This is a genomic window from Pseudomonas sp. PvP009, assembly GCF_017832995.1.
Classification (GTDB): Bacteria; Pseudomonadota; Gammaproteobacteria; order Pseudomonadales; family Pseudomonadaceae; genus Aquipseudomonas; species Aquipseudomonas syringae.
In genome coordinates this window covers 4,877,948-4,898,030 of sequence record NZ_JAFIBG010000001.1, presented here as the reverse complement: position 1 = coordinate 4,898,030, position 20,083 = coordinate 4,877,948, and the positions used below count along the sequence as shown (strand labels likewise).

Sequence of the window (20,083 nt, the reverse complement as noted above, 5' to 3'; positions counted from 1 at the left end):
TCGCCGTCAAGCCCGGCTCAGGCCGGGCTACCCCGTACCAATCATGAGGCATCGCATGCAAATCAAACTCGCCAACCCCCGCGGCTTTTGTGCCGGAGTGGACCGCGCGATCGAAATCGTCAATCGCGCTCTGGAAGTGTTTGGTCCGCCGATTTATGTGCGCCATGAAGTTGTTCACAACAAATTTGTCGTCGAAGATCTGCGCTCTCGCGGTGCGATCTTCGTCGAAGAGCTGGATCAGGTGCCGGATGACGTCATCGTTATCTTCAGCGCCCACGGTGTTTCCCAGGCTGTACGTACCGAGGCGGCAGGCCGTGGTCTGAAAGTGTTCGATGCTACCTGTCCGCTGGTGACCAAGGTGCATATCGAGGTCGCCCGTTACAGCCGTGATGGCCGCGAGTGCATCCTGATCGGCCACGCCGGTCACCCGGAAGTCGAAGGCACCATGGGCCAGTACGACGCCGCCAACGGCGGTGCGATCTATCTGGTCGAGGACGAAGAGGATGTTGCCAGCCTGCAGGTGCGTAATCCTGAAGCCCTGGCCTTCGTGACCCAGACCACCTTGTCCATGGATGACACCAGCCGGGTGATCGATGCCTTGCGCAAGCGTTTCCCGGCCATTGGCGGGCCGCGCAAGGATGACATCTGCTACGCCACGCAAAACCGTCAGGACGCAGTCAAGCAACTGGCCGATGAGTGCGATGTGGTGTTGGTGGTGGGCAGCCCGAACAGCTCCAACTCCAATCGCCTGCGCGAGCTGGCCGAGCGCATGGCGACTCCGGCGTACCTCATCGACGGCGCCGAAGACATGCAACAAGGCTGGTTCGACGGGGTCGAGCGTATAGGCATCACTGCGGGCGCTTCGGCCCCCGAAGTGCTGGTGCGCGGCGTGATCCAGCAATTGCAGGCCTGGGGCGCCACCGGTGCAGATGAGCTTGCCGGCCGCGAGGAGAACATCACCTTCTCGATGCCCAAGGAATTGCGCGTCAAGTCGCTGCTCTGAGGCTATTCAGCCACACAGCGCTGCATCGATTTTCGTGTCCTCGACCCTCACGCGCCCGGCCGGTGCGACTATCACTCGATAGTTGCTCACCGGCTGGTCTGCAGCGCAAACGTGCAACGTCCTGGCGGTTCTGCGCCGCAACGTCCCCAAACCATTGAAACTGATCTCCTCCACACGCTTGCGGTTATCGACCACTCGCGCTGTGCCGCTATTGGCGCGTTCTATCAGCACCGGATCGTTTTCGTCGGGACCTTTGCCATCCGCGTCGAGTATGATCCGCCAGCCGTTGCTCCAGTCGTTCTCGATGGCATGAAGCGTAACGATCTGATTGCGTGTGATTGCGGCCGCTCTCGCCGAGCGAATGCCGCTGGCCAGCTCCCGGGCGGTTGCAAGGCCGCGGCTGGAATCGATGAGTTCCTTGAAAGAAGGGGTTGCTACGTTAGCCAGGATGGCCACCAGTGCAACGACGATCAATAATTCGATCAGTGTGAATCCTGCATGCTTCATATGCTTTCCTCCCTGGAAACCGCCGTTTCAACACTCTGCGGGCGTTCGTCGTCGCAAAACAACCGTACGTCCCGCTATGGATTTTCCAGCGGCGTTGCTGCCTTATAGTCGTAACGTCTAGGAGACACTCAATGCGTCATATAGCCAAGGGATTCAGCCTGATCGAATTGTTAGTCACTGTGTCCCTGGTGGGCATCCTGGCGGCTATCGCTATCCCGAATTTCACCAGCTCCATCCAGAGCAACAAGGCCGATACCGAGCTCAGCGATTTGCAGCGGGCGCTCAACTATGCGCGACTCGAGGCGATAAACAGGGGAGTGGCGGTGCGTATAGCGCCGACCAGCGGGACGGCGTGGACCAACGAATTGCAGGTGTATCTGGTTTCCGATACTCAGGCGACACCCACGGCGTTGCGAAAAGTAGCCGCCATGAGCAGTGGTGCCACGCTGGTGGCCGATAACAATGCCACGGCAATTGATTTCAACAACCTGGGCGCGCTCATTGCCCCGGCTGCGGCGGTGACCATGACCTACACCCGAGGCACCATTAGCAAAACCATAAAGGTCTGTCTGACCGGTCGGATCACCCTGGGTGGAGGCTGCTGATGGCCGGTGAAACCCGATATCGCCAGACCGGCATGACCTTGATCGAGGTGCTGGTCTCGGTATTGATTCTGGCCATCGGCCTGCTGGGCGCTGCGGCCATTCAACTCAATGCGCTCAAGTACACCGACAGCTCGGCCATGACCAGCCAGGCGAGCTTCATTGCCTACGACATGATGGATCGTATCCGCGCCAATGTTGATGGTAATGCCAGTGCCAATGGGTCGACCAATGTACTGGCGAGCTATGCATTGGCAAGCCTTGCTACAGCACAAGTTGCCAATTTGAACGATGCCAGGGTACAGGACTTGTTTGATTTCAAGACCAATATCGTTGGCTTCGCGGGCGCGAGCGGCACTGCCAGCATTGATGTCAGCAAGGCTCCGGAAGTGACTATCACCATCGGCTGGAGCGATACACGCGCTGCCGGGTCGAGCAATCAGGCCACCGGGAACACGACCGGCAGCCCAGATCCCCAGAGTTTCAAACTGGTCTCCCGGATCGGGGTCAACCCATGAGAAAGCTCTCCAGAGGCTTTGGCCTGGTCGAAATCATGGTGGCGCTGGTCCTGGGGCTAGTGGTCAGTCTGGGTATCGTGCAGATATTCACTGCGGCCAGAGGCACCTACCAGAGCCAGAATGCTGCAGCGCGGATGCAGGAGGATGCGCGTTTCCTGCTGAGCAAGCTGATTCAGGAAATCAGGATGACCGGTTTGTATGGTTGCCTGAGTTTCAAGGATTACTCGCCTACGCCGCCTGCAATCAACTGGCCTGTCGCGCTTGATAACCCCATCCTCTGGGATAACGCCAACAGGACGCTGACCTTGATAACCAGCGACGTGGGTACAGCGGGCAATGCACCTACCTGGACAATATTATCGGATTGCAGAACCGACACTCAGCTTTATACGGGGGCCCAGTCTCCGCTCGCAGGGCAGACGGCTTTTCCGTTGCGGCAATTGCTCTACACGCTGACCGGAACGAATCTGAACATCCAGTACGGAGCAGGGGGCGCTGTGCAACCGCTGTTACAGAATGTCTTGGATTTTTCAGTTTCCTTTGGAATGGCAGGCAACCCGATGTCCTATACCACGGCCGTCACCAACGCCAACGCTGCTAACGTACGTAGCGTTCGCATAAGCCTGACGCTTCAGGATGGTCAGAACGGCGTGGTGAAGAATCAGCAGTACAACGTCGTTGCTTACTTGCGTAACCGCTTTTGAACGGGCCGAGCATGAACAAGACCGTGCGATATCAAACGATAAGGCCTTTTCCTGTCAGGCAACGTGGCATGGTGTTGCTGGTCAGTCTGGTATTCCTTTTACTTCTCACGTTGTTGGGGATTTCTTCGATGCAGAACGCTACCCTTCAGGAAAAAATGGCGGGTAGCGTGATGATTCGCAATCAATCGTTCCAGTCCGCTGAAGCTCAGTTGCGCTTGGGAGAGTCCTCGATACTGGCCGCCAATTTTGCGCTAGCGGCTTGCAATACTTCCGCCAGCTGCGCGCCGCCTGCGGAGTCCACTGTGATTACAGCTGCTGGCGTAGGTGCTTCCGGGGTGAAGTGGATTGGCGGAAATGGCGCGTTTTACGGCATTCAGAACTTGGGCGCGCCCTTCGGTCCTCTTGTTAAATGCTCAAACCCTGACCTGCTCAAAAAAACGGTATACCGGGTGACGGCTGTCGCCATTCAAGGGCCATCGCGCACTGTTCTGGAGAGTATCTATGTCACGGGTTGCTAAGTCGCTCCGCCACTTCTACAGGTATATTTACGGAATCCTGCTGGCGTTGTATCTGACAACGCCGGTCTACGCATTTACCCCTGTGCAGGTTCCGTTGCTCAGCGCACCTGCCGTGCCTCCCAACCTGATGCTGCTCGTGGATAACTCGGGCAGCATGTACAACATTATCTGGGCATCGGGTTTTGATCCAACGGTCAATCGTCCCGACATCGGTTATTACTCCACCCAATGCTTGAGTGGCCTGGTTACCGTAGTTTGCCCTTTCATGAGTACGATTTCGGGAGACGATACCCTGACGTTGGGCGACATCAACGCTATCAGCGTGGTCAATCAGTCATTAATGTGTCTCTTCGGCGGCCGCTCGGTTTTTCGCAACGGCATCCAGTACTGTCTCAACCTGCCCGATCCTGCGGGAAACGGGCTCACGCGTTATACCGCCAACTACCTTTCCTATCTGATTGACCTGGTCAACCCCAATCTGTTCGGAGTACGTAACTACACCAATGGTGTTATCCCCAACGATTACCGGATGAATGTTGCAAAAACAGTGGCGACCAGCCTGGTCTCAAATAACCTGACACTCAGGATCGGACTTGCTTCCTACAACGAACCCATTAGCGGCGATCCAGGGCCTGGAGGAAAAATTGCCCGGGTCGTTACGGATCTTTCTCCGGTCACTGCCACCCCTGATCAGCCTGCTGGCGTTACCCAGTTCCAGGCAACGGCGAACGTCAATGCCCTGAAACAGGCGATTGCCAACCTGACGCCCTCGGCCAACACGCCGTTGGCTGAAACCTATTACGAGATTACCCGATACTTTAGAGGCATGACGCCGTTCTATCAAAGTGGCTCGACCTATGTAAGCCCGATCCAGTATCGCTGCCAGAAAAACTATGGCGTGGTGATAACTGATGGCTTGCCAACCTATGACCGAACTTTTCCGGTCAACGACCCTGACGACGTTCTGGATACCACTCGCTCACTGCCCAATTGGGATCTGAACGCCGCTAACGACGGTGACAATCTGGCTGGCGACGGTGAGGGGGACACACTCTATCTCGATGATCTGGCCAAGTTTGCCTACGATATTGATCTGCGCCGTGATGCCGTAAACGCCGGGGGGGATCTGACCGGTAAAAGTTGGGACACGGCAGGTTTCGCCAAGCAGAACATAAGTACCTACACCGTTGGTTTTACTCATTCGAACCAGATGCTGATCGATGCGGCAGACGATAATCACGGTCATGGTAAGTACTTTCAGACCAACGACAGCTTGGGGCTCAGCTCTGCGTTGAACCTGGCGCTGAGTGATATCTACGCCAGAATGGGATCGGGTGCTGCAGGCGTGGGCAATTCTTCCAGGCTCCAGGTGGGTACTCAGTTCTATCAAGCGCTTTACGATCCGACCGATTGGCACGGTACCATCAGGGCTTTTAATCTGGACCCGTCAACAAATACCTTGAGTGCGCCTGTCTGGAGCACGGACACGGCCATCGTCAGCGGATCAACTGCCCCTGTATTCGAGTCATGGAGCACAGTTGCCACACCGGCGAAAATAGCTCTGGATTACGCAAATTTCAGCCCTGCACAGCAGGCTGCCTTGAACGCCACATTACCGCCCAATGTTAGCGGGACAGAATTGATTTCCTGGGCCAAAGGGGCTGCCAGTTCGAAGCTGCGTACACGTACCCGGCTATTGGGCGATATTGTCAATTCGTCACTTGGCGTAGCGATACCTGCGCAAAAGACAGCTATCAGCCTGTTAGGTGATACCAGTTACATTACCTATCTGGCAACCAAAGCCAGCAGCATGAATTCCAGCATTCTGGCCAATGCCAACGATGGTTTTTTCAACGTAATCAATCCTGCGGATGGCTCCAGACGGTATGCCTATATGCCGTCGACTGCTCTGACGTCCCTGGCGACTATTGCATCGACCACTTATGGATTAGGCGTTCACAGATTCACCGTGGATGGTCAAATAGCCGTCTTCGACACGCAGCTTTCCGCGGGTTCCGCATGGCGGACCGTTGCTTATGGCGGTACCGGAGCGGGGGGCAAGGCGTTTTTTGCGATCAAGTTGTTTGAAGGCGTCAGCAATACCATCGGCGCACTGTGGGAAGTCAAGGCGCCTGACACCTCGGATACCACCAATAAGTTTAACAATTTGGGGTACGCATATTCAGAGCCCGATGTCGCTCGAATGGCAAATGGTACCGGGATCGTTGTGGTCGGTAACGGTTACGGCAGCTTCACCGGCAGAGCTTCGCTTTTTGTGCTGAATGCCAACACCGGGGCATTGATTGCCGAGATTCAAACGCCTGCCCTGAACAACGAAACCGACAATGGTTTGTCATCAGTCAAGCTGCGGGTCAACTCTCAGAATGTGGTTCAGGCCGCCTACGCAGGCGATCTGAAAGGACGACTGTGGAAGTTCGACATGAGCGGGGCCAGTGCTGCCAGCTGGAAAGTGGCGTTTTCGGGTGCACCGCTGTTTACCGCACCGCGCGGTGCCAATCAGCCGATAACCGTTCAGCCGTTTCTGCTCGATCATCCACTCAACGGCAAGATCGTTTATTTTGGAACTGGCAAGTTTCTTGAAGTAGCAGACAAACAAACCACAAGCCTGCAGGACTTCTACGCTATCTGGGATGCTGACGGTGGAACAGGAGGTATTGTCGAAGCAAATCTGCAGGCGCAGGCGGTCAATGGCACTATTGTCAGTAACGGGACTACCTACTTCACGTCAACTTCCAACGACGTGGATTGGTCAGTCAAAAAGGGGTGGTTCATGCCGCTCGCCACCGTTGCGCCTTATGTGGGGGAGCGGATTATCTACCCTGCGCTGACCAGCCGAGACCGGATAATCTTTCCCACTGCTTCCGTAAACTCAACTGATCCCTGTGAAAGTACGGGGACCGGCCGCGTGTTTGAACTGAATGCTGCCACCGGGAGTATGCTCAATTATCAGGTGCTTGACACCAACGGCGATAAACGTATTAACAGCTTTGATCTGGGGGTAGCAGGGTTTTCTGTGGGTTCGGGTATACCGGTAGTAGCCGCTGTTTACAGTGTCAAAAATACTGAGGTCAAGACCGTAAACGATTCCAGTGGTGGCCCTCCGACGGTGCTGCCTGAAGCCGGGAATAACCAACGCATCATGTGGCGACAAATCCAATAGGGAAACGAATCATGCGAGCGACATCCAGGGGCTTTACGTTGATCGAACTCATGATCGTCGTGGCGATTGTCGGTATTCTGGCCGCCATCGCGTATCCCAGTTACACCGAGTACGTGAAACGCACTCAGCGTTCGGCAATTGCCAGTCTGCTGTCCGAGCAGACCCAGGCGCTGGAGCGGTTTTACTCACGAGCGACCCCACAGCCCACTTACATGGGGGCCAACGTGAGCTTAGGCAATACGTACTACAAGATAACGTCGACCCTTAACGCTACCGACTTCACCCTGACAGCTGACCCCCTTGCAGGCACGCTGATGGCTGGCGACAAGTGTGGCAGTTTCGTGATCACTAGCACCGGGTCGCGTACCAACACTGGCGCAACCAGCGGTGTCACTGTCAAAGACTGCTGGGGCCGCTAAACCGTTTCCTTGTCACGAGACCAAGATGTCCAAGCAAAAAATAGTCATTGTCGGCGGTGGCGTCATAGGTCTGTTGACCGCCTTCAATCTGGCGTCCGAGCAGGTCAGCGTCGTGCTGCTGGATCGTTCGGGCGTTGGCCAGGAATCTTCCTGGGCGGGCGGCGGGATTGTTTCGCCGCTTTACCCGTGGCGCTACAGCCCGGCGGTCACCGCGCTGGCGCACTGGTCGCAGGACTTCTACCCGCACCTCGCCGAGCGTTTGTTGGCTCAGACCGGTATCGACCCTGAAGTACACAGGACCGGCCTATACTGGCTCGATCTTGATGACGAGCAGCCTGCGCTTGAGTGGGCGGTCCGTGAAAAACGCTCGTTGAACCGCGTGGATATCTCGGCGGTGAATGATGCCGTGCCGGTGCTGGGTGAGGGCTATTCGCGGGCGATCTACATGGCCGATGTGGCCAACGTACGCAATCCCCGTCTGGTCAAATCGCTCAAGGCGGCGTTGCTGGCAATGCCCAATGTCGAGATTCACGAGCAGTGTGAAGTCAGCGGCTTTACCCGTGAAGGCGGCAGGATTTCGGGTGTGCAGACACCTTCAGGGGATATCACCGGTGATCGGGTGATTCTGGCGGCGGGTGCGTGGAGCGGCGAGTTGCTCAAGACCTTGGGGCTGGAGCTGCCGGTCGAGCCGGTAAAGGGCCAGATGATTCTCTACAAGTGTGCATCGGACTTTCTGTCGAGCATGGTGCTGGCGAAAGGGCGCTACGCGATCCCGCGTCGTGACGGGCATATCCTGATCGGCAGCACCCTGGAGCATGAAGGGTTCGACAAAACCACCACGCAGGCCGCATTGGAAAGTTTGAAGGCGTCGGCCGTCGAATTGCTTCCGCCATTGGCCCATGCCGAGCCCGTCGCCCAATGGGCTGGCCTGCGCCCTGGCTCGCCTGAGGGCATCCCGTTCATTGGACCGCTGGAAGGTTTTGACGGCCTGTGGCTCAACTGCGGGCATTACCGCAATGGTCTGGTGCTGGCGCCGGCGTCCTGCCAGTTGATTACTGACCTGCTGTTGGACCGTGAGCCGATCATCGATCCGGCACCCTACGCGCCGGCGGGGCACCTCGCAGGCTAGTCATCCTGTCGGTCACGCGGAGCGTGGGGCGCGACGATGTTCTCGCGCGCACCTATCGTTCCGCACGCGCCAGTGGAATGCCTTTCGTGACGCTCTGCGTCACACAGTCTTTGCCGCGCAACGCATTCAATCCAGCCCCAGTTTCTTTAGCCGGTAACGTAGCGATCGGAACGACAAACTGAGCCTTTCTGCTGCAGCGGTGCGGTTCCAGCGGGTTTCTTCCAGCGCCTGCAGAATGAGCTGGCGTTCGACGCTTTCCAGGTAGTCTTCAAGGTTGTCGATGTCGGCCAGGCTCGGGCCATCGCCCTCCTGAGGGCTGGCGGACTCTGTCAGGCGCAGGTCGCTGGCGTGGATTTCGTCGTTCTCGCACAGCGTGTAGGCGCGCTCCAGCATGTTTTCCAGTTCGCGCACGTTACCGGGGAAGCGGTAGCTCTTCAGCGTTTCCAGCGCCTGCGCGTTCAGGCGCGCGACGGGTTGTGCGCCGTTCCCGGCAAGTCGCTTTAGCACGCTGCCCGCCAGCTGGTCGATATCCTCACGCCGCTCGCGCAATGAGGGCACGCGCACTTCGATCACGTTCAATCGGTAATACAGATCCTGACGGAACCGACCTGCCGCGACCTCCGCATTCAGGTTCTTGTGGGTGGCGCACAGAATGCGCACGTCGACGATCTGCTCTTGCTGGCCGCCGACGCTGCGAATGGATTTTTCCTGGATAGCGCGCAGCAGTTTGACCTGCATGGCCAGCGGCAGGTCGGCGACCTCATCGAGAAACAGCGTCCCGGTGTGCGCCGCCTGAAACAGACCGGGCTTGTCTTCGTGGGCACCGCTGAAACTGCCTTTGCGATGGCCGAAGAATTCGCTCTCCATCAGCTCGGAAGGAATGGCGCCGCAGTTCACCGGTATGAAAGGTTTGTCGATGCGCGGGCCCTGCTCGTGGATCAGACGCGCTACAAGCTCCTTGCCGCTGCCGGACTCGCCGCTGATGTAGATCGGCGCCTGGCTGCGGGCCAGCTTGCCGATCTGATTGCGCAAGGTACGCATTGCCAGCGAGTCGCCCAGCAGTCGGTTGTCGATGCTTCGCGTGGGGGGCGCGCCGGGCAGGCTCAGCGCGCTATTGACCAGCTCGCGCAGCCTGCCGAGGTCGACCGGCTTGGTCACAAAATCGAAAGCCCCGGCCTTCAGCGCGTTGATCGCGGTATCCACATTGCCGTGTGCAGTGATCATCGCCACCGGCACGTGGGGGTAGCCGTGCTGTATGTGTTGCACCAGCTCAAGGCCATTACCATCAGGCAGACGCATGTCGGTCAGGCACATGTCGAACGGTTCGCGGGCCAGCCAGTCATGGGCTTCGGCAACGTTACGTGCACTGCGGGTGTCGAGTTTCATGCGTCCCAGCGTGATCTCCAGGAGTTCGCGAATATCCGGCTCATCATCGACTATCAGGATTTTTTGCCGTTGGCTCATGCTCAGCTCGTCTTGAACGGGTGGGCGAAGGTAATGCGCAGGCAGCTGCCACCCGTGGGGCGGGGCGCATATTCCAGATGCGCCTGATTGCTTTCGCACAGTTCACGTGACAGATATAGACCAAGGCCAGTGCCTTTGCTTTCTGTGGTGAAAAACGGTTCGAAGATCTTGCTCAGGTGTTGCTCGCTGACCCCCGGCCCATCGTCCAGCACTTCCAGCGTAGGCAAATCGCTTCTCGGTTCATTGTGCAGTTTCAGCCAGACCTGCGCTGACGGATGATTCTTGCCGCTGTAGCGCAGGCCGTTCTGCACCAGGTTGGTCATGATTTGCGTCAACTGTCCAGAATCCATGCGGGTTGTCAGCGTGCCGGGGCTGATGTCGACATGAATCGCCTGATTGGGCGCTGTGGAACTGCGAAATTCAGCGACAAAGTGTTCCAGCCAGGTTTTCAGATCGAGCAGTTCGGGTTGCGCTTCGCGTCTGCGCGACAATTGCAGGACATTTTCGATGACTCGGTCAATGCGCCCCGACTGCTCATGAATGATCTGCCCCAGGCGTCGATCCGCTGCACTGAGCTCTTCCGATTCATTAAGCAGTTGAGCCGCATGACTGACGGCGCCCAGCGGATTGCGTATCTCATGGGCAATCCCGGCGGTCAGGCGTCCCAGTGCGGCGAGCTTGAGCTGCTGCGCCTGGTGGGCGATCTGCGACAGGTCTTCGAGAAAAACCAGCGTCTGACGCTGATCGCCACGGTTGAGTGTGGCAAAGCTCGGTTGCAGTACCAGCCCGACGGGGGCGGTGGTGATACTGCGCGGCACCATGATCGGATTGACGAGCCACTGGCGCAGGCGTTCAACCAGATGCGGCGAGCAGGTGTCGATCATCTGGCCGACCAGTTGCTCCTGGCCCAGCAGGTGCAAGGCACTCTGGTTGGCCAGCAGCACCTGGTGATTGGCATCCAGCACCAGAATGCCGGTACGCATGCGCTGCAAAATGAGTGCGTTGAGTGCCTCGAGGCTGTCGACATCCGCTGCGCGCTGTTCGGCCAGTACCTCGCTGACCTGCATGCGCGCTGTCAGCGCCTGCACCAGCAGGGCGGCGGCGAAGCATAAAGCGCCCAGCGAGCCAGCCTGCACGTAGTCGTTGGAGACCGAGGGTGTGCCGAAGCTGATGTAGAACGTCAGGTAGATGATGCCGATGGCCGAAACCGCAGCGATCAACAAGCCGATACGGCCGCGCAGCAACACGTTGCTGATCGCCACCGAGGCAATCAACAGGTTGCCGATACCGCTTGAAGGCCCGCCCGCTGCATAGAACAGCGCGGAGAGCATGATCGCGTCAGTCATCGCCAGGCCGAAAAACTGTGCCTGACGGCTGGGGCGTTCCAGCAGCACGACGACCAGAATGTTGAACACCAGATACAGCCAGCAGCCCGAGCGGAACAGGTTCGGGTTGGCCAGTTGCAGCAGCTCGGTTTCCAGGCTGCTGGAAATCAACAGCACCAGTACGACGCCGATGGTCAGTCGATAAAGGTGGTACAGCCGCAGAATCCGCTGTGCCTGCGGGCTGACAAGGGACGGTGAATCAGCGGTCACGTGCCGCGGGGCCTTGCAGCCTGTGTGCCTCGCTGCAATACCATTGCTGTGCCTGGCTCAGTGCACGATCCTGTGGCAGATGCACGCCACATTGCGCGCATCGCACCATGGGTGTCGACGCCAGTTCAGGCGGCTCGGCGCGGGATTTGGGCTTGGGGGGATTGATCAGACGCTTGACGAACCAGACCACCGCCGCGATCAACGCGACCCACATAAGTAAGCGAATCATGACTACCAGCTTAGTGATTGACGATGGCGCAGTGTAGCCAAGCCGCGAGCGGGCGCACAGTGGCAAAATTGATGCACAAAAAAAGAGGCCCGAAGGCCTCTTTTTTCATGCGCTCAGGATCAGTCGAACAGACCCAGGGTCATGTAGCTGAACCACGAACGGCTCTTGGTGCCTTTCGCTTCGGCGTCTTTTGCTGCCTGTTCGTCCAGCTCGGCCTGATTCTCCGGCAGCAGCTCTTTCGGAATGGAGTCCTTGGCGTCCTGGTACTGCTTCTTCATGTCCTGATCGGCGCGGGTCTGGCCCGGTGGCAGCGGTGCGCTGCCGTCGATCAGGCCAAGGGTCGCTTTCGACAGCCATGAGCGGTTATCGGCTTCTGCTTCACGCGGGGTGAATTTGCCGTCAGCCAGTTGCGGGTGGTTCGGGTAGTTGGTCTTCAGCACTTCCAGGCTGGTGGCAGCCAGGTCGTCAAGGTGCAGACGCTGATAAGACTCGACCATCACCGCCAGACCGTCGCCGACCGAAGGCGTCTCCTGGAAGTTTTCCACTACATAGCGGCCACGGTTGGCGGCGGCGACGTAGGCCTGACGGGTCAGGTAGTAGTCGGCTACGTGGATTTCGTAGGACGCCAGCAGGTTGCGCAGGTAAATCATGCGCTGCTTGGCGTCAGGCGCATAGCGACTGTTCGGAAAGCGGCTGGTCAGCTGGGCGAACTCGTTGAACGAGTCACGGGCAGCACCCGGGTCACGCTTGGTCTGGTCCAGCGGCAGGAAGCGCGCCAGAAGGCCCACGTCCTGGTCGAAGGAGGTCAGGCCCTTCATGTAATAGGCGTAGTCGACGTTCGGGTGCTGCGGATGCAGGCGGATGAAACGCTCGGCAGCGGATTTGGCTGCTTCGGGTTCACCATTTTTGTAGTTCGAGTAGATCAACTCGAGCTGAGCCTGATCGGCGTAGCGACCGAACGGATAGCGAGATTCCAGCGCCTTGAGCTTCTCAGTGGCACTGTTATAGCTGTTATTTCCCAGGTCGGCCTGCGCCTGCTGGTACAGCTCGACTTCGCTGAGGTTTTCGTCGATGACTTCCTTCGACGAACAGGCCGCAGTCAATGCGAGGATGGCGATCAGCAGCAGGTGTTTCACTTGCATGGCGGCTTGCGTCCCTATAACGGCCTGCTGTCTTGGGCGGGGCCGTCCTGTTATGATGAGCGCCCCGCGATACCGGCGGGACAAAAGACGCCGTATTTAACCACAAGCGCGCTGCCGAAACCAAAGGCTAGCCGCCACCTAGTCTGGTCATGTCCGAAAATATAGAACTCCGCGCAGAGGTGCCGTCCGAATTGGGCGGTCAACGCCTCGATCAAGTCGCCGCACAATTATTCGCTGAGCACTCGCGCTCGCGCCTTTCCGCCTGGATCAAGGACGGCCGCCTGACTGTGGACGGAGGCGTTCTTCGCCCTCGCGACATCGTGCACGGTGGCGCTGTTCTCGAGCTGATTGCCGAGCAGGAGGCCCAGGGTGAATGGGTCGCTCAGGACATCGAGCTCGACATCATCTATGAAGACGACCAGATCCTCGTCATCAACAAGCCTGCCGGGCTGGTGGTGCATCCGGCTGCCGGTCATGCCGATGGCACGCTGCTCAACGCCTTGCTGCACCATGTGCCGGACATCATCAATGTTCCGCGTGCCGGCATCGTGCACCGTCTGGACAAGGACACCACCGGTCTGATGGTGGTCGCCAAGACCATTCAGGCGCAGACACAGCTGGTTACCCAGTTGCAGAGTCGCAGTGTCAGCCGCATCTACGAGTGCATCGTGATCGGCGTGGTGACCGCAGGCGGCAAGATCGACGCGCCCATCGGCCGTCACGGCCAGCAGCGCCAGCGCATGGCGGTAATGGAAGGCGGCAAGCAGGCGGTAAGTCATTACCGGGTGCTGGAGCGCTTCCGTTCGCACACCCATGTACGGGTCAAGCTGGAAACCGGGCGTACCCACCAGATTCGCGTACATATGGCGCATATCAACTATCCGTTGGTCGGCGACCCGGCCTATGGCGGGCGTTTCCGTATTCCACCAGCGGCCAGCCTGACCATGGTCGATTCGCTCAAGACCTTCCCGCGGCAGGCGTTGCATGCCCGCTTCCTGGAGCTGGATCATCCGACCACCGGTAAGCGCATGAGCTGGGAATCGCCGTTACCGGACGATTTCGTCTGGTTGCTGTCCCTGCTCAAGCAGGATCGCGAGGCGTTCATCGGGTGAATGACTGGCTGATACCTGACTGGCCTGCGCCAGCACAGATCAAGTCCTGCGTTACCACTCGCTCGGGTGGGGTCAGCCTGGCCCCATTCGACAGCTTCAATCTGGGCGATCACGTCGATGACAGCCCGCAGGCCGTGGCGACCAATCGCCAGCGTCTGACCTCCAGTCTCAATGCGCAGCCCGCCTGGTTGAAGCAGGTGCACGGCGTAGACGTCGTACCTGCCGATCCATCCCGCGTCGTTGAAGCCGATGCCAGCTGGACGAGCACGCCTGGCGTGGCTTGCACCATCATGACCGCCGATTGCCTGCCCGCGCTGTTCTGTCGTCGTGACGGTACGCGTGTGGCTGCCGCGCATGCCGGCTGGCGCGGGCTGGCGGCCGGGGTGCTGGAAGCGACGGCCAACAGCCTGCAGAGTGCTCCCGAAGACATCATGGTCTGGCTAGGACCGTCTATCGGTCAGCCGTCGTTCGAAGTTGGCCCCGAGGTGCGCGAGGCCTTTACCGCCAGCCACCCGCAGACAGCCGCTGCGTTTGTCGCCAGTTCGAATCCTGATCGTTTCATGGCCGACATCTACGCGCTCGCCCGGTTACGACTGGCAGCCCAAGGTATCTCTGCCGTGTACGGCGGCGGGCTGGATACCTTCACCGACCCGCGCTTCTTTTCCTACCGCCGCGCCGCGCGCACTGGCCGCTTTGCTTCGCTGATCTGGATCGAACACGCCTGATTGCCGGGCTGTTTTGCACAAGCCAGCTAGGCTTGCCTGAACGCTCGTCTGATCTGTATCAACCCCGGCCCGCTTGAAACGCGCAGAATCGTCCGCATCTAACTGGCTATTCAGCAGGTTTTCTTTATAGGTGTGTTCATTGCTCCGGCCTGCATTAAAGGAAGGTGACAAATGCGTATCGACAGATTGACCAGTAAATTACAGTTAGCGTTATCCGATTCCCAGTCGCTGGCCGTTGGCCTCGACCATCCCGCCATCGAACCTGCGCATTTGATGCAGGCGCTGCTTGAGCAGCAGGGCGGTTCCATCAAGCCTCTGCTGTTGCAGGTAGGCTTCGACATCAACAGCCTGCGCAAGGAACTGAGCGCAGAGCTGGACCGCCTGCCAAAAATCCAGAACCCGACCGGCGACGTCAACATGTCGCAGGATCTGGCGCGCCTGCTCAATCAGGCTGACCGTCTGGCGCAGCAGAAAGGCGACCAGTTCATTTCCAGCGAGCTGGTGCTGCTCGCGGCAATGGACGAGAGCAGCAAGCTCGGCAAATTGTTGCTGGGGCAGGGCGTCAGCAAGAAGGCCCTGGAAAATGCCATTAACAACTTGCGCGGCGAAGGTGCCGTGAATGACCCGAACGTCGAAGAGTCGCGTCAGGCGCTGGACAAGTACACCGTTGACCTCACCAAGCGTGCCGAAGAGGGCAAGCTCGACCCGGTGATCGGTCGTGATGACGAGATTCGTCGCACCATTCAGGTCCTGCAGCGCCGCACCAAGAACAACCCGGTGCTGATCGGCGAACCTGGCGTGGGCAAGACCGCCATTGCCGAGGGCCTGGCGCAGCGCATCATCAATGGCGAAGTACCGGACGGCCTGCGCGGCAAACGCTTGCTGTCGCTGGACATGGGTTCGCTGATTGCCGGTGCCAAGTACCGTGGCGAGTTCGAAGAGCGCCTCAAATCGCTGCTCAACGAACTGTCCAAGCAGGAAGGCCAGATCATTCTGTTCATCGACGAGTTGCACACCATGGTCGGCGCCGGCAAGGGCGAAGGCTCGATGGACGCTGGCAACATGCTCAAACCTGCGCTGGCGCGCGGCGAGCTGCATTGTGTGGGGGCTACCACGCTCAACGAGTACCGCCAATATATAGAGAAGGATGCGGCGCTTGAGCGTCGATTCCAGAAAGTCCTGGTCGACGAGCCAAGTGAAGAAGACACCATCGCGATCCTGCGTGGCCTTAAAGAGCGCTACGAAGTGCACCACAAGGTCGCCATCACTGACGGCGCGATCATCGCGGCGGCCAAGCTGAGCCATCGCTATATCACCGATCGCCAGTTGCCGGACAAAGCCATCGACCTGATCGACGAAGCGGCCAGCCGTATTCGCATGGAGATCGACTCCAAGCCTGAGGTGCTCGACCGCCTTGAACGTCGCCTGATCCAGCTGAAAGTAGAAGCTCAGGCCCTCAAGAAGGAAAAGGACGAGGCAGCGATCAAGCGCCTGGAAAAACTTCAGGGCGAAATCGAGCGTCTTGAGCTTGAGTACGCGGATCTTGAAGAAATCTGGACCTCGGAAAAAGCCGAGGTCACCGGCTCGGCACAGATCCAGCAGAAAATCGAACAGTCTCGCCAGGAACTGGAGGCCGCGCGCCGCCGGGGCGATCTGAACCGCATGGCCGAGTTGCAGTACGGGATCATTCCGGACCTGGAGCGCAGCCTGCAAATGGTCGACCAGCACGGTAAGCCGGAAAACCAGTTGCTGCGCAGCAAGGTAACCGAGGAAGAAATTGCCGAGGTCGTGTCGAAGTGGACCGGTATCCCGGTGTCGAAGATGCTCGAAGGCGAGCGCGAGAAACTGTTGCGCATGGAAACCCTGCTACACAACCGGGTGATCGGCCAAGAAGAAGCGGTGGTCGCGGTCTCCAATGCCGTGCGTCGTTCGCGTGCCGGGCTTTCCGACCCTAATCGTCCGAGCGGATCGTTCATGTTCCTCGGCCCGACCGGCGTGGGTAAGACTGAGCTGTGCAAGGCGCTGGCCGAGTTCCTGTTCGACACCGAAGAGGCGATGGTGCGTATCGACATGTCCGAGTTCATGGAGAAACATTCCGTGGCTCGCCTGATCGGTGCACCGCCAGGCTACGTTGGTTACGAAGAGGGCGGCTACCTGACCGAAGCCGTGCGTCGCAAACCGTATTCGCTGATTCTGCTCGACGAGGTCGAGAAGGCGCATTCCGATGTATTCAACATCCTCTTGCAGGTGCTTGAAGACGGACGCCTGACTGACAGCCACGGGCGCACGGTGGACTTCCGCAATACCGTGATCGTCATGACCTCCAACCTGGGCTCGGCGCAGATCCAGGAACTGGTCGGTGATCGTGAGGCGCAGCGTGCTGCGGTGATGGACGCAGTCGGTACGCACTTCCGTCCGGAGTTCGTTAACCGGATCGATGAAGTGGTGATCTTCGAGCCGCTGGCGCGTGATCAGATCGCCGGTATCACCGACATCCAGCTGGGACGCCTGCGCAAGCGTCTGGCCGAGCGCGAGCTGTCGATGACCCTGAGCCCCGAGGCGCTAGACAAGCTGATCGCCGTTGGTTACGACCCGGTCTATGGCGCACGCCCGTTAAAGCGTGCGATCCAGCGCTGGATCGAGAACCCGCTGGCGCAGATGATCCTCTCGGGCAGCTTCATGCCTGGCACGACCATCACCGGCAAGGTGGTCGACGACGAGATCACGTTTGTCTGACAGCGCTCGTCACCGCTCTATAGAAGGGCCCTCGAACCGAGGGCCTTTTTTTGAGGCGCGGTCAGCAGTAGAATCAGGCCCGAGAGGCGATCTGAAAAAAAATCGCAAATCATTGTCTTAAAAAGCAATTTATAGGGTTGACAGGTGTTTTTAAAATTGTAGAATAGCGCGCCTCAGAGACGTGAACGCAACGATACAAACGAAGCGGAAAGGTCGATGAGATTGAAATCAACGAGTTAACAGCGAGCTGATTTCAAGGCGACAGGTTGTAAAGTTGAATCTGAAATCGATAGTTCCGCGATAGCTCAGTTGGTAGAGCAAGTGACTGTTAATCACTGGGTCCCTGGTTCGAGTCCAGGTCGTGGAGCCAGATTTCGCAAGGTTCAATGCAGTTTCAGTCGGGGTATAGCGCAGTCCGGTAGCGCGCCTGCTTTGGGAGCAGGATGTCAGGAGTTCGAATCCCCTTACCCCGACCATATTTGGGTCGTTAGCTCAGTTGGTAGAGCAGTTGGCTTTTAACCAATTGGTCGTAGGTTCGAATCCCACACGACCCACCATTTTTAGTCAGTTTGTATCTGGCTGGATCTTAGGGAGTGACGCCACAAGCGTCACCCAAATAGAAAACGCCTCCTCGGAGGTGTTTTTTAGCATCATCGGGGTATAGCGCAGTCCGGTAGCGCGCCTGCTTTGGGAGCAGGATGTCAGGAGTTCGAATCCCCTTACCCCGACCATTTTCGCCCAGCTGTATCAGGGTTGAAGATCAGGACTCAAGAACAGTGGTTTTGAGTCCAACAAAAAAGGCGTCCTTCGGGACGCCTTTTTTGTTGGATGCATTTTCAGGTGAGAGCGCTTCAAGCAGCCGCCTGACACGAAATAGGGCACCGGCAAACGGCGATGTAAAAACTGGAGCGCCCCGTACCGAGCGAATGCTTGTGTACGGGGCGTTTTTTTTGGCAAAAAATGCTGTGCTGCGCTTGCATCGTCACATATGACGCAGTCATTACCCACGATACTTGATCGGCTTGCGCGCTCATTTCCCCCTCGCGCTCAGCTTCCGTTGGCTTGACGAGCACTTTCCATTGTTTAGGCAGGATTGGGAGTGTTTCCAGGCTCCAGTTTTTCAGGTGCTCGCCATAGGCATCCGAAGGAGCTGTTTCCAACACGTGTCCAATTCCCCAGGTGACGGCCACGCCGTTGCCTTTGATGCCGCCGTCACCTCGTGTCTTGTCCGAGTATGGCGGCAATGCCTTTACCCTGGCCGGGTCTCTCGTACAGACATAAACGCAGCGTGGAACGATATGCCATGTGGTTTTTTCCAGCGCCGTGGGCCCGGAACGCGAAACATTAATAAACTGCGTGATGCGCGTAGGTATGCTTACAGCCGCAGTAACCGTTGGATTGATAATTCTTCGCGAGATAGCTCATGGATTTACGTTCGCTGGACATGAACTTGATCACCGTTTTTGGAGCCCTGCTCGAGTGCCGTAGCGTCAGTCGGGCCGCCGATCGCATTGGCCTCAGCCAGCCAGCCATGAGCGCGGCACTGGCCAGATTGCGGGTGCAATTCGATGATCCTTTGTTTGTGCGTAGCGGTTCTGAAATGAAGCCTAGCCCACGTGCGATTGCGCTAGCACCAGCCATTGAAAAAGTGTTGCAGACCGTACGTCAGGAGTTGTTGCAACCTGCGTTATTCGAGCCCGCCCAATGCACACGAGCTTTCAGTATCCTGATGCCCGACTTAGGCGAGGTAATTATTGTCCCTTCGTTGCTGAGGGCCCTGACACTTGTGGCTCCCTCCGCCACGCTGCGGGTCATGTCGTGTGCTCGCGCCGCCACTTTGGAGCTAATGGAGTCGGGGGATGCCGAACTGGCTGTCGGATATTTTCCGGACCTTGATCGAGCCCATTACTTTCAACAGAAGCTGTTCGACAGCACGCATATCGGTGTCATGCGTGCGAAGCATCCGCTGCTGGCTGGTGGCACACATCTATCGCTGGCAGCATACCGTGATGCTGACCACGTGTTAGTGAGGGTGGATGGACGCCATCATTTCATAGAACAGTTTATGATTGACCACTGTCTGCGGATAAGCGTGCGGCTCGAACTAGCACATTTCATGAGTCTCTTACCTGTCCTCGAAAGCTCTGACCTGATTGCAACAGTACCCAGCGACATCGCCCAAATACTTGTCCGCTATGCCAGTGTGTGCCTCGTAACGTTACCAATCATCCCTCCCAGTATACCCGTCCGACAATACTGGCCCGAGAGAGTGCACAAAGACCCTGCGCATATCTGGTTACGTAGTTTGATCCGCGCTCAGTTCTCCTCGCTAAATCGTTCTGCCCTCTGATTGCAGTGTTCACACTATCCATGCCATGGATAGTGTGAACAAGCCCAACGCTATGGTGCCCTGACTTACTATTCTCTAGGCTGGTCTGGTATCCATTTATCAGGACTGTATGCCATGACTCTATTAACTCTTGCACAGACCAACCGGCT

17 protein-coding genes, 4 tRNA genes and 1 pseudogene are annotated in these 20,083 nt (G+C 57.9%); 16 read left to right on the top strand and 6 right to left on the bottom strand.

Translation table 11 applies throughout. The features are described 5' to 3' along the window. Window positions 1-55 precede the first annotated feature (55 nt). Window positions 56-1,003: a 4-hydroxy-3-methylbut-2-enyl diphosphate reductase gene (gene ispH, locus JOE29_RS21070; RefSeq protein ID WP_003318785.1), complete on the top strand. Its 948-nt coding sequence runs from the start codon at window positions 56-58 to the stop codon at window positions 1,001-1,003. A gap of 6 nt (window positions 1,004-1,009) precedes the next feature. Here ispH and JOE29_RS21065 read toward each other — a convergent pair whose 3' ends face one another. After that, entirely contained in the window at window positions 1,010-1,510 is a 501-nt protein-coding gene (locus JOE29_RS21065; RefSeq protein WP_003318784.1) for a GspH/FimT family pseudopilin, read from the bottom strand. A 131-nt stretch (window positions 1,511-1,641) separates the two neighbouring features. Here JOE29_RS21065 and JOE29_RS21060 point away from each other — a divergent pair, with 131 nt between their 5' ends. The 7 genes from JOE29_RS21060 to thiO are packed head-to-tail and all read left to right on the top strand — an operon-like array spanning window position 1,642 to window position 8,581. Further along, complete coding sequence (locus JOE29_RS21060; protein ID WP_024683040.1) at window positions 1,642-2,115, top strand: GspH/FimT family pseudopilin; 474 nt, start codon at window positions 1,642-1,644, stop codon at window positions 2,113-2,115. Then, window positions 2,115-2,630, top strand: coding sequence for a type IV pilus modification protein PilV (gene pilV / locus JOE29_RS21055; protein ID WP_024683039.1), 516 nt, complete (start codon window positions 2,115-2,117; stop codon window positions 2,628-2,630). The genes JOE29_RS21060 and pilV overlap by 1 nt, the downstream gene beginning before the upstream one ends. Beyond that, a complete protein-coding gene (locus tag JOE29_RS21050) occupies window positions 2,627-3,334 on the top strand; it encodes a prepilin-type N-terminal cleavage/methylation domain-containing protein (RefSeq protein WP_024683038.1) in 708 nt (235 codons plus the stop codon). The genes pilV and JOE29_RS21050 overlap by 4 nt, the downstream gene beginning before the upstream one ends. 11 nt (window positions 3,335-3,345) lie before the next feature. Further along, window positions 3,346-3,852 (top strand): PilX N-terminal domain-containing pilus assembly protein, encoded by a 507-nt coding sequence (locus JOE29_RS21045; RefSeq protein ID WP_024683037.1) that lies wholly within the window; start codon window positions 3,346-3,348, stop codon window positions 3,850-3,852. After that, entirely contained in the window at window positions 3,836-7,033 is a 3,198-nt protein-coding gene (locus JOE29_RS21040) for a PilC/PilY family type IV pilus protein (protein WP_024683036.1), read from the top strand. Before JOE29_RS21045 ends, JOE29_RS21040 begins: the two co-directional genes overlap by 17 nt. Window positions 7,034-7,044: 11 nt before the next feature. Beyond that, window positions 7,045-7,452 carry a type IV pilin protein gene (locus tag JOE29_RS21035; RefSeq protein ID WP_017279558.1) on the top strand — a complete coding sequence of 136 codons (408 nt, stop codon included), beginning with the start codon at window positions 7,045-7,047 and terminating at the stop codon, window positions 7,450-7,452. 25 nt (window positions 7,453-7,477) lie between these two features. Further along, window positions 7,478-8,581, top strand: a complete 1,104-nt coding sequence (gene thiO / locus JOE29_RS21030; protein ID WP_137983464.1) for a glycine oxidase ThiO — start codon at window positions 7,478-7,480, stop codon at window positions 8,579-8,581. Window positions 8,582-8,707: 126 nt separating this feature from the next. On the opposite strand, the gene JOE29_RS21025 is transcribed toward thiO, so the two are convergent. The 4 genes from JOE29_RS21025 to JOE29_RS21010 all read right to left on the bottom strand — a co-directional run bounded on the left by JOE29_RS21025 (window position 8,708) and on the right by JOE29_RS21010 (window position 13,011). Beyond that, a complete protein-coding gene (locus JOE29_RS21025; protein ID WP_210079832.1) occupies window positions 8,708-10,045 on the bottom strand; it encodes a sigma-54 dependent transcriptional regulator in 1,338 nt (445 codons plus the stop codon). A 2-nt stretch (window positions 10,046-10,047) separates the two neighbouring features. Continuing rightward, entirely contained in the window at window positions 10,048-11,640 is a 1,593-nt protein-coding gene (locus tag JOE29_RS21020) for an ATP-binding protein (RefSeq protein ID WP_103365272.1), read from the bottom strand. Next, on the bottom strand, window positions 11,630-11,869 hold the full coding sequence (locus JOE29_RS21015) for a PP0621 family protein (RefSeq protein ID WP_032607804.1): 240 nt from the start codon (window positions 11,867-11,869) through the stop codon (window positions 11,630-11,632). The genes JOE29_RS21020 and JOE29_RS21015 overlap by 11 nt, the downstream gene beginning before the upstream one ends. A gap of 119 nt (window positions 11,870-11,988) precedes the next feature. Then, window positions 11,989-13,011 (bottom strand): outer membrane protein assembly factor BamD, encoded by a 1,023-nt coding sequence (locus JOE29_RS21010; protein ID WP_003344571.1) that lies wholly within the window; start codon window positions 13,009-13,011, stop codon window positions 11,989-11,991. Window positions 13,012-13,160: 149 nt separating this feature from the next. Between JOE29_RS21010 and rluD the strand changes: the two genes are divergently transcribed. From rluD to JOE29_RS20975, 7 genes are all read left to right on the top strand, one after another. Beyond that, window positions 13,161-14,123 carry a 23S rRNA pseudouridine(1911/1915/1917) synthase RluD gene (gene rluD / locus JOE29_RS21005; protein WP_002551999.1) on the top strand — a complete coding sequence of 321 codons (963 nt, stop codon included), beginning with the start codon at window positions 13,161-13,163 and terminating at the stop codon, window positions 14,121-14,123. Beyond that, window positions 14,120-14,848, top strand: coding sequence for a peptidoglycan editing factor PgeF (gene pgeF, locus JOE29_RS21000; protein WP_017279845.1), 729 nt, complete (start codon window positions 14,120-14,122; stop codon window positions 14,846-14,848). Before rluD ends, pgeF begins: the two co-directional genes overlap by 4 nt. A 171-nt stretch (window positions 14,849-15,019) precedes the next feature. Beyond that, entirely contained in the window at window positions 15,020-17,584 is a 2,565-nt protein-coding gene (gene clpB / locus JOE29_RS20995; RefSeq protein ID WP_003414754.1) for an ATP-dependent chaperone ClpB, read from the top strand. A 294-nt stretch (window positions 17,585-17,878) separates the two neighbouring features. After that, window positions 17,879-17,954 (top strand) — tRNA-Asn (locus JOE29_RS20990). Window positions 17,955-17,983: 29 nt separating this feature from the next. Further along, window positions 17,984-18,060: transfer RNA gene (locus JOE29_RS20985), tRNA-Pro, on the top strand. Window positions 18,061-18,065: 5 nt separating this feature from the next. After that, window positions 18,066-18,141: transfer RNA gene (locus tag JOE29_RS20980), tRNA-Lys, on the top strand. Window positions 18,142-18,238: 97 nt separating this feature from the next. Beyond that, window positions 18,239-18,315, top strand: a tRNA-Pro gene (locus JOE29_RS20975). Between the two features lie 327 nt (window positions 18,316-18,642). Here the strand turns inward: JOE29_RS20975 and JOE29_RS20970 are convergent. Continuing rightward, a pseudogene (locus JOE29_RS20970) lies at window positions 18,643-18,871 on the bottom strand (DNA topoisomerase III); the annotation flags it as partial. Window positions 18,872-19,007: 136 nt separating this feature from the next. Here JOE29_RS20970 and JOE29_RS20965 point away from each other — a divergent pair. Next, window positions 19,008-19,934 carry a LysR family transcriptional regulator gene (locus JOE29_RS20965; protein WP_003424976.1) on the top strand — a complete coding sequence of 309 codons (927 nt, stop codon included), beginning with the start codon at window positions 19,008-19,010 and terminating at the stop codon, window positions 19,932-19,934. Window positions 19,935-20,083 lie beyond the last annotated feature (149 nt).

Excerpts from the sequence above, each read along its gene's own strand:
- ispH (WP_003318785.1), top strand. The coding sequence starts at position 56 with ATGCAAATCAAACTCGCCAACCCCCGCGGCTTTTGTGCCGGAGTGGAC.
- JOE29_RS21065 (WP_003318784.1), bottom strand. The coding sequence starts at position 1,510 with ATGAAGCATGCAGGATTCACACTGATCGAATTATTGATCGTCGTTGCA.
- JOE29_RS21060 (WP_024683040.1), top strand. The coding sequence starts at position 1,642 with ATGCGTCATATAGCCAAGGGATTCAGCCTGATCGAATTGTTAGTCACT.
- pilV (WP_024683039.1), top strand. The coding sequence starts at position 2,115 with ATGGCCGGTGAAACCCGATATCGCCAGACCGGCATGACCTTGATCGAG.
- JOE29_RS21050 (WP_024683038.1), top strand. The coding sequence starts at position 2,627 with ATGAGAAAGCTCTCCAGAGGCTTTGGCCTGGTCGAAATCATGGTGGCG.
- JOE29_RS21045 (WP_024683037.1), top strand. The coding sequence starts at position 3,346 with ATGAACAAGACCGTGCGATATCAAACGATAAGGCCTTTTCCTGTCAGG.
- JOE29_RS21040 (WP_024683036.1), top strand. The coding sequence starts at position 3,836 with ATGTCACGGGTTGCTAAGTCGCTCCGCCACTTCTACAGGTATATTTAC.
- JOE29_RS21035 (WP_017279558.1), top strand. The coding sequence starts at position 7,045 with ATGCGAGCGACATCCAGGGGCTTTACGTTGATCGAACTCATGATCGTC.
- thiO (WP_137983464.1), top strand. The coding sequence starts at position 7,478 with ATGTCCAAGCAAAAAATAGTCATTGTCGGCGGTGGCGTCATAGGTCTG.
- JOE29_RS21025 (WP_210079832.1), bottom strand. The coding sequence starts at position 10,045 with ATGAGCCAACGGCAAAAAATCCTGATAGTCGATGATGAGCCGGATATT.
- JOE29_RS21015 (WP_032607804.1), bottom strand. The coding sequence starts at position 11,869 with ATGATTCGCTTACTTATGTGGGTCGCGTTGATCGCGGCGGTGGTCTGG.
- JOE29_RS21010 (WP_003344571.1), bottom strand. The coding sequence starts at position 13,011 with ATGCAAGTGAAACACCTGCTGCTGATCGCCATCCTCGCATTGACTGCG.
- rluD (WP_002551999.1), top strand. The coding sequence starts at position 13,161 with ATGTCCGAAAATATAGAACTCCGCGCAGAGGTGCCGTCCGAATTGGGC.
- clpB (WP_003414754.1), top strand. The coding sequence starts at position 15,020 with ATGCGTATCGACAGATTGACCAGTAAATTACAGTTAGCGTTATCCGAT.
- JOE29_RS20965 (WP_003424976.1), top strand. The coding sequence starts at position 19,008 with ATGGATTTACGTTCGCTGGACATGAACTTGATCACCGTTTTTGGAGCC.